Origin of the sequence: Stenotrophomonas sp. A3_2 (assembly GCF_036624925.1) — a bacterium.
In the GTDB taxonomy this organism is placed as follows: domain Bacteria; phylum Pseudomonadota; class Gammaproteobacteria; order Xanthomonadales; family Xanthomonadaceae; genus Stenotrophomonas; species Stenotrophomonas hibiscicola.
Genome location: NZ_JAZKVY010000151.1, coordinates 1 through 14,028, shown reverse-complemented (window position 1 = coordinate 14,028; position 14,028 = coordinate 1). Strand labels below are relative to the sequence as shown.

The following is a 14,028-nucleotide window of genomic DNA, read 5'->3' as shown; positions in this document are numbered from 1 at the left end:
CCAACCACGTCAATGGTTGACCAACTTGAACAGCTTGGGGCGACTGCCATTGACGTCGAATGACGAATTCCACAGTGTCTGACTGCCCTCATTGCACACGAATTCAATCTCAACAAATGCAGCCTTCAGTAGAAGCCAGACTTCTCAAGCTCCGCGCGAATCTCAACGAAGCCGAGATGTACCTTGGCCCTCCACTTGGACGTTCTGACGTCGACGCGCTCCAGAGCTTGGTGCTTTCTACGCTAGGTATCACCCTGCCGGAGTCCTATCTGGGCTTTCTTTCACGCCACGATGGCTTGGCGGCAGCAGGAGTGTTCCTCTACTCGAGCACTTCACGCTCATACCGCGATGGCGGGTCAGCGCTTGCTTTGGTGGAAATGAACCTTCTCGCTTGCGACCAGGGATCCCTGGGCGGCTATGTAGAACTCGGAGAGAGCGATATGGATTGCTACGTCTTTGAATTCGCAACAGGGCGGTACCAGGTCCGTGACAAAGTAGCGTTCGATAATGTCTACGAAGAATTCACTTCATTAGATGGCCTGCTCGGTCACATCATCGGTCTGATCGAACAGCATTGCTGAACAAACAGATTCAAGAATGCCCATGCCACGCCGGGTTGGCATTCACAGCTACACCGGCTGCCTTCTGAATCAGCCGAGTCATGGGTTCGGCTCTGAGGACCTCAGCCGCGCAGGGTGGCGCCACCGTCCACGTACAGGTCGCTCATCGCTACGTGCCCGGCCTGCTCGGAGAGCAGGAACATCACCGACTGCGCGATGTCTTCCGGCGTAGCGAGTTTGCGCAGTGGAATGCCGGCCTTGTAGGTCTCAAGGCTGCCGACGATCACCCGTTCGGCGCCGTGCTCGTCCCGCCACATGCCGGTCTGCATCGGGGTCAGCGTCGAGCCCGGGGCAACGATGTTGCAGCGGATGCCCAGCGGCGCCAGCTCCAGCCCGAGGCACCGTGTGAACATGGTCGCTGCGGCCTTGGATGCGGCATACGCTGCCATGCCATGCCGCGGCACGCCAGCCGCATTCGAGCTGACGGTAACGATTGCGCCCTGCCGGCGCGGTGACATCACCCGCGCCAGCGCACGACCGACATGGAACACGCCATCGGCATTGACCGCGAATACACGGCGCCAGTCGTCGTCGCCGGTCTCGGTGACACCGGCCACATGCAGTACGCCGGCCACGCTGGCGGCCAACATGATCGGTCCGATGCTGGACTCGACCTGGTCCACCAGGGCGTCCACGGCGGCACTGTCGGTCACGTCCAGCGCAAAGGGGTGCACACGCACATCTGCCGTAGCAGGCGCGTCGCGATCGGTCGCCACCACGGTGCAACCGGCCACGGCCAGAAACCGTACCAGTGCCTCGCCGATGCCGCCGGCAGCACCGGTCAGCAACGCCACGCGGCCTTCAAAACCGGTCAACTGCATGTTGCAATCTCCTGTTGCTCGTCCCATTGGCGCAACCGCGCCGACAACCACGGCGCCAGCTGCGCCACCGCATCGCGGCCGGTCAGTTCTGCATGCAGAAACGGCAGTTCCAACGACTGCACCCTGCGCGCGTGTGCCCGCCACAACGCCGACTGCAACTGCGGCCGCGCCTGGTGATCCCGGCCCGCACGCACATGCACCAGCGTGCCATCGAACGACCGGTGGATATGTTCACGGATCAGTCGATTGGTGCCGGTCACGGCGCGCACCACGCCATCGAGCACCACATCCGGCAAGCTGCCGAGTGCACTGCCACCACGTCGCAGGAACGCGAGAATGCGTTCCCGGCTGTCCAGTTCCGGATGCGCATCCGGGTCATGACCGGCAATCGCCAGCAGTGCCCGCAATGCAGCGATGGCATCGGGTTCCGGCTCGGCCCGCCAGCACTCGCTGGGATAGGCGTCCAGCAGCACCAGCTCTCCGACGTCGCGGCCGATTTCATGCAGGCGCACCGCCATCGCCTGGGCGAGGATGCCACCTACCGACCACCCCAGCAGATGCACTGGCCCCTTCGGCTGTAGTGCGACCACGCGCTGTACGTAATCGTTGGCCATCGCCTCGATGCTGCTCGGCAGTGGCAGCCGCGCGTCCAGTGCCGGCGACTGCAGGCCATACACCGGGCGGGCTGGTTGCAGTGCCCGGGCCAGGGTGCGGTAGTTCCAGGCGATGCCACCGGCCGGGTGCAGCACGAACAGCGGCGTGGACCCGGCCGCTTCGGTCGCGGCCAGCGCGATTATCGGCCCCAGTGCGTGATCGGCCAGCGCGGGCGGCTCGGCAATGCGAACTGCCAGCGCGGCCACGGTGGGCTGGGCAAACAAGGCACCCAGACCCAGATCACAGCGCCAGCGCTGCTCGATGGCCAGCAGCAGGTGCACCGCCGACAGCGAGTCACCGCCGAGACTGAAGAAGTCCGCATCCACCACCACCGGCGCCTCACGCCCAAGCGCCTGTGCGAACAGCAACGCCAGCTCCTCTTCCAACGGCGTGCGCGGCGCCAAGCCGGCAACTTCAAGTTGCGGTGGCTTCGGCAATGCGTTGCGGTCGAGCTTGCCGTTGGCGGTCACCGGCCAGTAGTCCACGCCGACAAACGCCGAAGGCACCATGTAATCCGGCACGCGCGTGGCCAGGTGGCTGCGCAGCATGACGGGGTCGGCAAGCGCGGTTGGCACATAGGCCACCAGCCGGGCATCGCCTGGCGCGTCCTGGCGCAGCAGTACTTCCACGCGCTCCATGCCAGGCAGCTCGCGCAGTGCCGCCTCGATCTCGCCCAGCTCGATGCGCAGGCCGCGCAGTTTCACCTGATGGTCGCTGCGGCCCAGGTACTCGACCGCGCCATCGGCGCGCCAGCGCGCCACGTCGCCGGTGCGATAGATGCGTTCGCCAGGCAGGAACGGATCGGCGAGGAAGCGCTCGGCGGTCAGGTCCTCGCGACCGAGATAGCCGCGCGCCAGCTGCACACCGCCCAGATAAAGGTCACCGGCCACACCGACCGGCACCGGCTGCATCCGCGCGTCCAGCACGTAAAGTCGGGTATTCCAGACCGGGAAGCCGATCGGCACCGGCCGCGATCGATCCTGCGCCGGCGCCGGCCAGTAGCTGACGTCCACCGCGGCTTCGGTCGGGCCATACAGGTTGTGCAGCTCGGCGTGCATGCGCGCGTGGAAGCGGTCGCGCAACGCGGCGTCCAGCGCCTCGCCACTGGTGAATACCCGTCGCAGCTGCAGGCCTTCGGAGGCCGGTGCAGCGAGGAAGGCATCGAGCATCGACGGCACGAAATGCGCCGTGGTGATGCCATGGCCACGGATCAAGCGGGCCAGTTCAGTGGGGTCGCGATGCGCATCGGGCCCGGCAATCACCAGCGTTGCTCCGCACAGCAACGGCAGGAAGAACTCCCAGACCGAGACGTCGAAGGTGGCCGGGGTCTTCTGCAGCACGCGGTCATCGGCGCGGATGTCGTAGTGCTCGCGCATCCACAGCAGGCGGTTGACGATGGCACGGTGTTCGATGACCACGCCCTTGGGCTCGCCGGTCGAGCCGGAGGTATAGATCACGTAGGCCGCATCGTCAGGTGCCGGATCGGCCCACGGTGCGGCAAAACTCAGCGCAGTCCACTGCTCCGGCGCGAGCACGGGTACGCCGACCATGCGCGCCGAAACCTCGGACGCAGCCATTACGCACACCGGCTGTGCCGAGGCGAGAATACGCGCCAGGCGCTCGTCCGGATGAGCAAGGTCCAACGGCAGGTAGGCGGCTCCGGCACGCAGCACCGCCAGCAGCGCGATCACCAGCTCCAGCGAGCGCGGCAATGCCACCGCCACCACGCTGCCCGGGCCGACATCCATCGCCCGCAGCTGTGCCGCCAGCGCGAAACTGCGCGCTTCCAGCGTTGCGTAATCCATGGCAGCGTCGCCGAACACCAGCGCAGGCGCGTGCGGATCCCGATCCATGCCCTGCTGCAGCAATTCAACCAGTGTGGTCTCAGGAAGCGCGTGCGCGGTGGCATTGAAACCGTGCAGCACCTGCTGCACCTCGTCGGTCGTCGCCAGAGGTACGGCTGCGATATCGTCAGCCTGCAGTGCCGCCGACACGAAATGCAGCAACCGTGCCGCGTGTGCCTCGACATCCTCGCGACTGTACAGCGCGGGATTGGCCTCGATCTCCAGATCCAGCAGACGCTGGCCATCGCCACGGAAGCCCAGCGTCAGGTCATCCACTGGCCCGGTACAGAGCACCTCCAGCGTCGCCTGCACGCCCGTCAGCGCCAGCGGCTTGTAGAACGGCTGCACATTCACCATGGGACCGTGCAGGCGCTGCTGCGCGCCCACCAGGCCCAGGTCCCGGCGCAGTTGCTCGCCTCGGTAACGGCCGTGCTTGCGCCCTTGGCTGAGCTGCCGGCCCAGGCTGCGGGCAAAGGTTTCGACGCTGCCCTCGCCGGCGGCCACGCGCAGCGGCAACACATTCATCACCATCGCCGGTACCCGTGCCGACGCGTTGCCGAGCCGGCCCATGTAGGGCACGCCCAGCACCACTTCATCGGCCGCGCTCATCCGCCGCAGGTACTCGGCCGACAACGCGGCCAGGACGTCTGGCCAGGGCTGCAACCAACGTACCGATGCCTGCAGCAACTGCTCACGGAATGCCGCATCGAGCGGCTGCACCCAGCGCAGCGCGTCGTCACTGGCCGCGAGCGTACCGGCCAGGCCCATGCCCGCCGGTGCACCCTGCATGTGCTCGCGCCACCATTGCCCGGCCTGCGTGCGGCGCGGGTCGGCACGATAAGCAGCATCGTCGGCCAGCACCCCCGCCAGCCCCGGCAGAGGCTCACCCGTACGACCGGCATACAACGCGCACACGCGATCAGTGAACAGCGCCATGCCGTAACCATCGGCCGCCAGGTGATGCACGCGCAGGTACCAGACCCAACGCTGCCCGCCCAGTTCAAGCAGCACCTGCTGGCTGATCCGGTCCCGGGTGGGATCGACCGGGCTCAGCCGGTCGGCGTGCATCAGGTTGCGTGCCGCAGCGGCGGGATCCGCCTCGGTAGAAACATCGCGCACCGAAAGCAACGGCACGTGTGCCGTGTCATGCCACTGCAGCGGCTGGCCATCGGCCCCTTCGGCAAAGCGCAATGCGAAGGCCTCGGCCTCGCGCGCAGCCTGGTCTGCCGCTGCGACAAATGCGGCCACGTCCAGCGGGCCGTCGATCCATACCGCGTGCGCGGTATTGAATGACGGATTGTCCGGTGCCAGCCGCTGTGCGAACCACAGCCCGGCCTGGGCCTCGGTCAACGCCACCGGCGTGGCCAGCGCTGCGGCGTTCATGCGTTCTGCGCGGCCTGCAGTTGCTGCACCACACCCCACCACTGGCGCAGCGTGGTGTGCTCGGCCAACTGCGAGAACTCGAGCGGAAGGCCGGTGTTGCCCCAGGCCAGGACCAGGCCGAGCATGCGCATTGAATCCAGGTCCAGGTCGATCAGGTTGTCGTCGTCACCGATCTCGGCCGGCGTGCACTCCAGCACGCGCGCTACGTCGGCGCGCATCCGCTCCAGATCCAGCGCCTCACCCATGGCAGCCATCACAGCACCTCCAGCAGCTGATCGGTGGTCATCGGCACACCACAGGTGCGCGCGATCCAGTGCAGCGCCTGATCGTGATCGGCACGCGAGAAGTCCGCCACCGCATCGGCGGCGATGAAGGCCTCGATGTCACGCTGGAAGGCCTCGACCACGGTCGCGGTGCAGCCGATATGGGCGTACACGCCCGTCACCAGCAGCTGGTCACGGCCGCGCACCCGCATCAGCGTTTCAAGGTTGCTGCGCTGGAACGCGCTGTAGCGGTGCTTCACCAGCACGTGCTCCCCTGGCTGCGGTGCCAGTGCTTCGATGATGGGTTCGTGATCGGCGCTGCGGCGCATGCCCGGCCCCCACAGGTCAGCCTGAAGGCCACGGTCACGGCGGTCCTGGTCGCCATGCTGAGCGGTGTAGAACACCGGAATGCCGTGCGCGCGGCAATGCGCCAGCAGGCGTGCGATGTTGTCCACGGCCGGCCGCAGCGGCGCCTTGCCGGCGTCGAATGCGGCCAGGAAGTAACGCTGCATGTCGTGCACCAGCAGCGCGACACGATCGCGCCGGGGGCGCCAGGGGCCACGCGCCTGCGGCAGTTCAGCGGCAGTCGGCAAGGGGTAATCGGTGATACGGGGCAGCGCCATCAGCGCGTTCCTCCTGTCTGTTGCAGATGACGCGCACGCAGCTGCGCGCGCAGTTCGCGGCGGCTGATCTTGCCGACCGCGGTGGTATCGAAGCTGTCGACGAACACGATCTGGTCGGGCACCTTGAATGCGGCCAGGCCGCGCCCGCGCATCCAGGCCTTCAGTGCCGGTGCCTTGAACGGCTCGCCCTGCGGAATCACGAAGGCGCAGCTGCGCTCGCCCAGGTACTCGTCGGGAATGGAGACCACGGCCGCATCGAACACGCCCGGATGTGCCAGCAAGTGATCCTCGATCTCTTCGGCAGAGATCTTCTCGCCCGCCCGGTTGATGTGGTCACCCGCACGCCCCTGTACCACCAGGTAGCCACCGGGCAGCTGCTGCACACGGTCGCCGGTACGATAGAAGCCGTCGTCGGTGAACGAGCGCGCATTGGCCACCGCATCGTTGTGGTAGCCGCGGATGGTGTACGGGCCACGGGTGAGCAGATGCCCTACCTCGCCTTCGGCCACCGGCTGGTCATGGTCATCGACCACGCGCACTTCATCATCCGGACTGATCGGCCGGCCCTGGCAGGCGACGATCAGTTCCTCCGGGTCATCCAGCCGTGTGTAGTTGACCAGGCCTTCGGCCATGCCGAACACCTGCTGCAGCGTGCAGCCAAGGCCGTCGATCACCCGTCGTGCGGCTTCCGGCACCAGTTTGGCGCCGCCCACCTGCAGTACCCGCAGGCTGGACAGGTCATGCCTGCTGGTGGCGGCGGCCTGCGCCCACAGCAACGCCAGCGGCGGCACCAGCCCACAGCAGGTCACCCGCTCCCGTGCGATCAGCGGGAAGGCCGCATCCGGGCCGGGGCCCGGGCTGAGCACCACGCGGGCGCCGGCGTACAACGCGCCGAAGAAACCGGGCGAGCTCATCGGGAAATTGTGCGCGGCCGGCAGCGCGACCAGATAGACGCTGTCGCGGTCGATGTCGCAGATTTGATTGCTGGCACGGAACGAATAGATGTAGTCGTCGTGCGTGCGTGGAATCAGCTTGGACAGCCCAGTGCTGCCTCCGGAAATCTGCAGGAACGCCACCGACTGCGGGTCCGGATCGGACGGCAGCTGGCTGCGATCGCCCTGCAGTGCCTCCAGCGCGATGAACTCCGCCGCATCGCCGTCGATCACCACATGGCGAACCGCCGGCACTTCGGCCTGCAGCGCCCTTGCCAACCCGCGATGATCGAAGCCATCGTGCAGTGTGGTGGTGATGTAGGCACTGGCTTCCGCCTTGTTGGCGAAGTGGACCAGCTCGGTGATGCGGTGCGCCGGCAACGCATACACCGGCACCAGGCCGGCGCGGAACAGGCCGCAGACCGTGGCGATGAACCCGGCGGTATTGCCCAGCTGCACCAGCACCCGTTCGCCAGGTTGCAGGCCGAGCGCCAGCAGGCCCGCACCGATGCGGCCTGCCTCATGCCACAGCTGCGCATAGCTCAGGCGTACGTCGCCGGCGACCACCGCGATGTCATCGGCATAGCGTTCTGCACGCTCGCGCAGGAAACCCGGGAAGGTCTCGCCACGCCAGTGACCGGCTTCGCGATAGCGCGCCACCAGCGTGTCGGGCCACACCTGCTGCAGCGGCAGGCGGGAAGCGTCAGTGGAGGTACTCATGCGGCAGGCTCGATGGCGGGCGCGGATTCATGGACACCCAGCGCGTTCAACAGGGCAGCGAACTTCGCTGCGGTTTCGGCCACCTCGGCCTCGGGGTGTGACTCGGCGACGATGCCGGCACCGGCATACAGGCGCAGCTGCGTGCCCTGCAGGCGCGCGCAGCGGATCGCCACGTACCAGTCGCCGTCACCCTGCGCGTCCAACCAACCCACGGCGCCGGCATAGAAGCCACGCGGCACCGGTTCCAGCTCGCGGATGCGCTGCAGCGCCGCCAACCGCGGCGTACCGCAGACCGCCGGCGTGGGATGCAGCTGTGCCAACAGCTCGGCCGCCGATGTCTGCGGATCCTTCAGGGTGGCGTGGATGCGGGTGCCGAGGTGCCACATGCTGGCGGTGGCATGCAGCACCGGGCGCGGCTGTGCATCGATGTGGCTGCAGTACGGTGCCAGGCCTTCGACGATGGCTTCGACCACGTGGCGGTGCTCGTCGTGGTCCTTGGTCGAGGCCAGCAGCGCCTGCGCCGCATGCTCGTCCTCGGCGGCATCGGCACTGCGCCGCGCGGAACCCGCCAACGGATGCGACAACAGTTCGGCGCCGCGCTTGCGCAGCAGCAGCTCCGGCGTCGCGCCCACCAGCCAGGCCGGTGCCTGGCCCAGCTCCACCGGAAGCGGCACCGCGTAGGTCGCCACCGACGGATCCGCGCCCAGACGTGCCAGCAGCACGTCCGGAGAAAGCACCTGGCGGGTGCGTGCCAGCAGGCTGCGCGCCAGCACCACCTTATGCAGGTTCTGCTCGGGCGCACGCAAGGCCTGCACTGCCGCAGCGACTGCAGCGGCATAGTCCTGCGGCACAGGTTCGGCACGCAGGGCGCCGTCCAGCGGCGGTGCGGCCTGCGGCTGCAGTGCCAGCGCCGGCAGCAGGCGCTCGGGCTGGTACAGCGCATCGTCGGCACGCGGCTCGAACGGCACCGCGCCAACCAGCAGGCCCGGGCCGCCACGCTGCTGGGCAAAGAACTCCGAAACGCGTTCTGCCAACGTCGCCAGTGCACCGGCTGGCAACGTGGCGCGGCAACCGCGGGCGTGCACGTGCTGGCCGGCATGCCGCAGCAGGAACAGCGACGCGTCGTCGGTGCTCTGCTGTGGTGCTGGCGCAGCCTCCGGCCACGCGCTCTGCATCAGGGAATCGTTCATGGGGTCTCCTTCATCCGATGCGCTGCGGCCAGCGCGCACAGCAACAGCAGCAGCGCGCCCACCAGCAGGTAAGGCAGGCTTGGCCCGCCGCGATACAACAGCGTGCCGAGCATCGGCCCGGCCACCATGCCCAGCCCCTGCGCGGCCGCCACGGTGCCTGCGGCGGCGCCCTGCTCGTGCGCCTCTACCGCATCGGCGGCCAGCGCCTGGAACGAGGGGAATACGAAGCCCATGCCGAACGCAGCCAGCGCATACGCCGCAGGCAATTGCCAGGCCTGCTGCACGCCCGCCACCGAAGTGAAGCCGATGCCGGAAATGAGAGCGCCGAGGACGATCCAGCGGCGTGGATGCACCTCCAGCTTCATCACCAGCGCCTGCGCCAGGATCAGGCCGACGCCAACGGCGGTGAGTGCAATGCCGGCCATGCGCGCGCCGGTCGCCGCATCCAGACCCAGGCGATCAATTGCGAAGAAGCCGACCGTGACCTGCGCGATGGTCACCGAGACCATGGCGATGAACGCTGCCAGCTGCGGCAGGCACAGGCGCGCGTCGAGGCGACTCATCGGCGTGCGGCGCTGTGCGGACGCGCCCACCACGGGCGGTGTAGCCGGCAGGCGCCAGGCCAGCAATGCCAGTGCCAGCAACGGCAGCAGCGCGGCCACGTACAGCGCCAGCGACAGGTTCGTATAGGCCAGCCAGCCCGCGGCGGCCGGGCCGAGCACCATGCCCAGCGCGTTGGCACTGCCCAGGCGGGCGAGGAATTTTGCACGCTGTCCGGTGGGTGCCTTGTCGGCGATCAGCGCCGCTGCGGTAGGAGGCACAGCCGCGTAGAACAAGCCGATCAGGCCACGCGCACCGACCAGCACCAGCACTGACACCAGCACCGGCGGCACTGCCTGCAGGGCGACATCGATGAACACCGCCAGCGCGATATAGACGACGGTGTAGGCAGTCATCGCCAGCATCAACACGCGCTTGCGGCCGATGCGGTCGCTGAGCTGGCCCCACGGGCGCGCAGCCAGCATCCACAACACGCCTGCGGCGGTAACCGACAGGCCGGCATGCCACTCGGACAGCCCGAGCATGCGGACCACCGGACCGATCACGGCGACGAAGGACATCATCGCCATGGTGCCGATCAGGGCGGCCAATACCAGCGCCGGCAAGCCGGGAACGACGGGACGTGCGTGCATGGAACACCAGCCGTAACAGGAAAGGATTGGCCGGGCGCGTCTGCACGCCCCGCCCGGCACCCGCCCCACTCAGGACCGGATGCCACCCTCAAATGATAACGGCTCGTATTTGCCTTTGATACCCATTCTCTTGAATGGGCATGCAACAGTGGGTTCAGCGCATTGCACGCAGGCCCAGCAGGCCACGGCGCTTGAACCACCACTCCAGCGGCAGCGTCACCAACGGCGGGATGGCCGCCAGCAGGGCCAGGGCACTGGCCCACCACGGCCAGCGCAGGCGCACCGCCGCAAACAGCGTGACCGCCACGTACACCAGGAAGGCCACGCCGTGCAGGGGCCCGAACAGCTTCACCAGCGCCACGTTGGCCATCGGGCCGTACTTCATCCACATGCCGATGAGCAGGCCGGCCCAGGTCACGGCCTCGATGAAAGCGACCGCGGCGAACAGGCGTCCGGTCGGGTGCATGGGGGAACGTTGGGTCACACGGGACTCCGGCATCGGGGTATCAAATGCGAATGATACGCAGATGCACGCCTCGGCAGGTAGCGCCGGGCCATGCCCGGCGGGCGCACCGTCATCAGCAACACGGCGTATTCACCAAGGTGGACACCTACCGAAGCACATCCGGCAGCACCTGCTCTCCAATTTCGCGCATCACCGCGTCCATCGGCCTCCCGTTGTCGACCAGGTTGAACATCACGTGCCCCACGCCCTGCGCATGCACGCGCAGCAGGTAGTCACGCAGGCCATCGCGGCCGACCTTCAGGCCCAGCGGCAGCGGCTCGGCTGGCGCCTGCGGATCTGCCTGCAGATCCAGCAGCATCGACTGCACGAATGGCTTGCCCGGCCCACCGCGCTGCACCAGCGCCTGCTGCCACAGGCCGATGCGCCCTTCCTGCGCGGCCTCTTCGCGGTGATAGGTGGCCCAGCCTTCGGCTTCGCGTGCGATCCACTGCAGGCTCTGCCGCGCAGTGCCCACCACCAGCATCGGAATGCGCGTGGCCGGGGCCGGCAGTACGTCGAAGCCACCGGTGGCTTGCACTACCGCGACCCTTTCTTCAGCCTCCGGTGACAACGCCGCGCGCAACAAGGTCCAGCGCTCACGGAACGTCGCCGCCCTGCCCTCCAGGTATTCGCCGAATGCCGCGAACTCTTCCGGCCGATCGCCAGACCCGAGGCCCAGCACGAAGCGGCCGTCGCTGATCCGGTCCAGGCTCAAGGCCGACTTCGCCACCTGCAGCGGATGGCGCAATGGCAGCACGATGGCCGCGCTGCCGACCACGATGCGCTCGGTCGCCGCAGCCAGCATGCCCAGCCACAGGAACGGGTCGTCCAACGCGCTCGTTGTCGCGTCCGGACCCTGCGGCACCATCAGCGGCACGTCGCGCGTCCACAACGCGGCAAAGCCCAGGTCATCGGCCAGTCGCGCGATACGTCGCGCCTCACGTGGATCGGCCAACCCATGCGACGCCACGGGCGTCATCAGGCCCAGGCTCAGACCCTGCTGCGGAAACAAGGCAGCGTACGCGGGATTGAAATCACTCATGCCGCCAGCTTAGCGTGAAGGCCTGCGGCAACAATGACGCGCCGCCCACCACCGGAAGAACACTGCATGCCGACGATCCGCCCTGCCCACGTCGATGACCTGCCCGCGATCAGCACGGTGTGCCTGGCTGCCTTCACTGCGGCGGTCGCACCTTCGCTCAGCGCGGCCGGCATCGCCACCTTCGGCAGCGTCGCCGCGGCCGAAGCGTTCGGCGCGCGCCTGCACGGCGACAACCACATCCTGGTGGCCGAGCAGGACGGCCGCGTCGTCGGCGTGATCGAACTGAAGGAAGGCCGGCACCTGGCGATGCTGTTCGTCGATCCCGGCTACCAGGGCCAGGGCATCGGCCATGCTTTGTTCGACGCGGTGCTCCCGCAGGTGCGCGAGCCGGTCCTGACCGTGCGCGCCTCACTCAATGCAGTGCCAACCTACCTGCGCTATGGCTTCGTGCTGGACGGCGACGTCGGCGAGTTCAATGGGCTGGTGTATCAGCAGATGGTGCGGGCAGCGGCCTGAAGGCATCCGCCGGCCAATACCCGGCGGGCGTCATGCCCTGCGGCACGCCCGTCATAAGCAAACTGAATCAGCAGGCTCCCCGGCCGTTCCTACAATGGCCTGCCACCCTGCCCTTCGAGATGCTGCCGATGCGCGTCGCGCTTTCTATGTTGCTGCTGGCTTCGGCGTTGAGCGCCTGCACCCCGGCCCCGGTTTCCATCGCCAACTCCGCCGAGGTGCCCGCGCCGGCCAAGGCAATCGCCTGGCGCCAGGGCGATGTCGATGATGCCTTCGCCGAGGCCGCCGACAGCGGCAAGCCGGTGCTGCTGTACTGGGGCGCCGTCTGGTGCCCACCGTGCAACCAGCTCAAGGCGGGCCTGTTCAAGGACCCGGCCTTCATCGCGCTGACCAGCAAATTCGTTCCCGTCTACCTGGATGGCGACGAGGAAGGTGCGCAGGCCTGGGGCGAACGCTTCGGCGTACGCGGCTATCCCACCCTGATCGTGCTGGACCCAAAGCGCAACGAAATCACCCGCGTGGCCGGCGGCAATGATGCCACCGAACTGACCCGGGCACTGACCGTCGCCGCAGGCCGCCGCGGTGCTGTTGCCGCCACCTTGGCCACCGCGTTGGCAACGCCGGACCGACTGGCCGCAGAAGACTGGCAGGTGCTGGGCGACTACGGCTGGGAAGTGGACGCCAACCGCCTGGCCGGCGAGCGCAGCAGCGAGGATGTGCTGCGCCAGTTGTCCAAGGCCGCACCCGACGCTGCCCTGCAGCGCCGCTTCTCTCTGCTGGCCTTGGCAACGGCCGAAAAGCCCGATGCCTCGCCCACCGAAGTACGCGAGCTGCTGCAGGCCGTGCTGGCGCAGCCCGCCGAAGTCCGCCGCAACCGTGAGTTGCTGGGCTATGCAGGCGTGCAGCTGGTCAAGCAGGCCAGTGCCGGGCCGGCCACCAGCAACACGCTGGGACAGCAGCTGCTGGTGGCATTGGAGCGGGCAGACGCCGAGCGCGGCGACCGCGCCGACGACGCATTGTCGCGCGCACTGACGGAAGTATCGCTGGCCCGCCAGCAGCAGCCGAAGGGCGCACTGCCCGCCGCCCTGGTCGACCGGGTCAAGCAGCGCGTGGCCGCTGCCGATGCGGCCGCCACCGATGCGCACGCACGCCAGGCGGCGATCAGCAGCGCGGCGTACGCATTGCGCGAGGTCGGTGATGATGCGGGTGCCGAGGCACTGTTGCTGGCCGAACTGAAGCGCAGCGAACAGCCGTACTACTACATGCCCGAGCTGGCCGAACTGGCCGAGCAGCGCGGCGACACCGCCGGTGCGCTGGCGTGGTTGAAGCGTGCCTACGACGGTGCGCAGGGCCCGGCCACCCGCGTGCAGTGGGGCGTGCTGTACGTGGAGGGCCTGCTGAAGCTGGCGCCGGACGACGCACCACGCATCGAGCAGGCCACCGCCTCGCTGATCGCCGAACTGGAAGCGCAGCCTTCCGGTTACCACCAGCGTACCCGCCAGCGTTTCGAACGCCTGGCAGGACAGTTGAAGACGTGGAGCGGCAAGCACCAGGGCGCGGAGACGCTGGCGCGGTTGCAGCAGCGGATGCAGCAGGCGTGCGGGGAGCAGGTGGATGGCGCCTGCAAGGATTGGTTGAGTTGAGTTGATGAAAACGCCGGCGGCTGGTTCGCCTGCCGGCGCCTTTGTTGATACCGGTTGTGGGGGGGGGGGGGGGGGGGGGGGG

The 14,028-nt window shown here is 67.8% G+C and carries 12 protein-coding genes; 3 read left to right on the top strand and 9 right to left on the bottom strand.

Annotated features, from left to right (window positions below; all coding sequences use genetic code 11):
• The first annotated feature begins 59 nt into the window (after positions 1-59).
• Positions 60-581 (top strand): YrhA family protein, encoded by a 522-nt coding sequence (locus tag R5H29_RS04405; protein WP_332328825.1) that lies wholly within the window; start codon positions 60-62, stop codon positions 579-581.
• A 101-nt stretch (positions 582-682) separates the two neighbouring features.
• On the opposite strand, the gene R5H29_RS04400 is transcribed toward R5H29_RS04405, so the two are convergent.
• The 9 genes from R5H29_RS04400 to R5H29_RS04360 form a co-directional block, all read right to left on the bottom strand.
• Entirely contained in the window at positions 683-1,441 is a 759-nt protein-coding gene (locus R5H29_RS04400) for a 2,3-dihydro-2,3-dihydroxybenzoate dehydrogenase (RefSeq protein ID WP_332328824.1), read from the bottom strand.
• Complete coding sequence (locus R5H29_RS04395) at positions 1,432-5,322, bottom strand: enterobactin synthase subunit F (protein ID WP_332328823.1); 3,891 nt, start codon at positions 5,320-5,322, stop codon at positions 1,432-1,434. Before R5H29_RS04395 ends, R5H29_RS04400 begins: the two co-directional genes overlap by 10 nt.
• Positions 5,319-5,576 (bottom strand): phosphopantetheine-binding protein, encoded by a 258-nt coding sequence (locus R5H29_RS04390; protein ID WP_019659922.1) that lies wholly within the window; start codon positions 5,574-5,576, stop codon positions 5,319-5,321. The genes R5H29_RS04395 and R5H29_RS04390 overlap by 4 nt, the downstream gene beginning before the upstream one ends.
• Positions 5,576-6,208, bottom strand: a complete 633-nt coding sequence (locus R5H29_RS04385) for an isochorismatase family protein (RefSeq protein WP_021204249.1) — start codon at positions 6,206-6,208, stop codon at positions 5,576-5,578. Before R5H29_RS04385 ends, R5H29_RS04390 begins: the two co-directional genes overlap by 1 nt.
• Entirely contained in the window at positions 6,208-7,860 is a 1,653-nt protein-coding gene (locus R5H29_RS04380) for an AMP-binding protein (RefSeq protein ID WP_332328822.1), read from the bottom strand. The genes R5H29_RS04385 and R5H29_RS04380 overlap by 1 nt, the downstream gene beginning before the upstream one ends.
• Positions 7,857-9,050 (bottom strand): isochorismate synthase, encoded by a 1,194-nt coding sequence (locus tag R5H29_RS04375; protein ID WP_329848068.1) that lies wholly within the window; start codon positions 9,048-9,050, stop codon positions 7,857-7,859. The genes R5H29_RS04380 and R5H29_RS04375 overlap by 4 nt, the downstream gene beginning before the upstream one ends.
• Positions 9,047-10,243: an MFS transporter gene (locus R5H29_RS04370; protein WP_155029700.1), complete on the bottom strand. Its 1,197-nt coding sequence runs from the start codon at positions 10,241-10,243 to the stop codon at positions 9,047-9,049. The genes R5H29_RS04375 and R5H29_RS04370 overlap by 4 nt, the downstream gene beginning before the upstream one ends.
• Before the next feature lie 154 nt (positions 10,244-10,397).
• Positions 10,398-10,709: a DUF3817 domain-containing protein gene (locus R5H29_RS04365; RefSeq protein ID WP_032129991.1), complete on the bottom strand. Its 312-nt coding sequence runs from the start codon at positions 10,707-10,709 to the stop codon at positions 10,398-10,400.
• A gap of 145 nt (positions 10,710-10,854) precedes the next feature.
• A complete protein-coding gene (locus tag R5H29_RS04360; protein ID WP_332328821.1) occupies positions 10,855-11,790 on the bottom strand; it encodes a TIGR03571 family LLM class oxidoreductase in 936 nt (311 codons plus the stop codon).
• A 66-nt stretch (positions 11,791-11,856) separates the two neighbouring features.
• Between R5H29_RS04360 and R5H29_RS04355 the strand changes: the two genes are divergently transcribed.
• Complete coding sequence (locus R5H29_RS04355) at positions 11,857-12,306, top strand: GNAT family N-acetyltransferase (protein WP_010485217.1); 450 nt, start codon at positions 11,857-11,859, stop codon at positions 12,304-12,306.
• Positions 12,307-12,425: 119 nt separating this feature from the next.
• A complete protein-coding gene (locus R5H29_RS04350) occupies positions 12,426-13,946 on the top strand; it encodes a thioredoxin family protein (protein ID WP_332328820.1) in 1,521 nt (506 codons plus the stop codon).
• Positions 13,947-14,028: the final 82 nt, after the last annotated feature.

Coding starts and splice junctions, on each gene's coding strand:
- R5H29_RS04365 (WP_032129991.1), bottom strand. CDS start 10,709: ATGCACCCGACCGGACGCCTGTTCGCCGCGGTCGCTTTCATCGAGGCC.
- R5H29_RS04395 (WP_332328823.1), bottom strand. CDS start 5,322: ATGAACGCCGCAGCGCTGGCCACGCCGGTGGCGTTGACCGAGGCCCAG.
- R5H29_RS04390 (WP_019659922.1), bottom strand. CDS start 5,576: ATGGCTGCCATGGGTGAGGCGCTGGATCTGGAGCGGATGCGCGCCGAC.
- R5H29_RS04400 (WP_332328824.1), bottom strand. CDS start 1,441: ATGCAGTTGACCGGTTTTGAAGGCCGCGTGGCGTTGCTGACCGGTGCT.
- R5H29_RS04350 (WP_332328820.1), top strand. CDS start 12,426: ATGCTGCCGATGCGCGTCGCGCTTTCTATGTTGCTGCTGGCTTCGGCG.
- R5H29_RS04405 (WP_332328825.1), top strand. CDS start 60: ATGACGAATTCCACAGTGTCTGACTGCCCTCATTGCACACGAATTCAA.
- R5H29_RS04385 (WP_021204249.1), bottom strand. CDS start 6,208: ATGGCGCTGCCCCGTATCACCGATTACCCCTTGCCGACTGCCGCTGAA.
- R5H29_RS04375 (WP_329848068.1), bottom strand. CDS start 9,050: ATGAACGATTCCCTGATGCAGAGCGCGTGGCCGGAGGCTGCGCCAGCA.
- R5H29_RS04380 (WP_332328822.1), bottom strand. CDS start 7,860: ATGAGTACCTCCACTGACGCTTCCCGCCTGCCGCTGCAGCAGGTGTGG.
- R5H29_RS04370 (WP_155029700.1), bottom strand. CDS start 10,243: ATGCACGCACGTCCCGTCGTTCCCGGCTTGCCGGCGCTGGTATTGGCC.
- R5H29_RS04360 (WP_332328821.1), bottom strand. CDS start 11,790: ATGAGTGATTTCAATCCCGCGTACGCTGCCTTGTTTCCGCAGCAGGGT.
- R5H29_RS04355 (WP_010485217.1), top strand. CDS start 11,857: ATGCCGACGATCCGCCCTGCCCACGTCGATGACCTGCCCGCGATCAGC.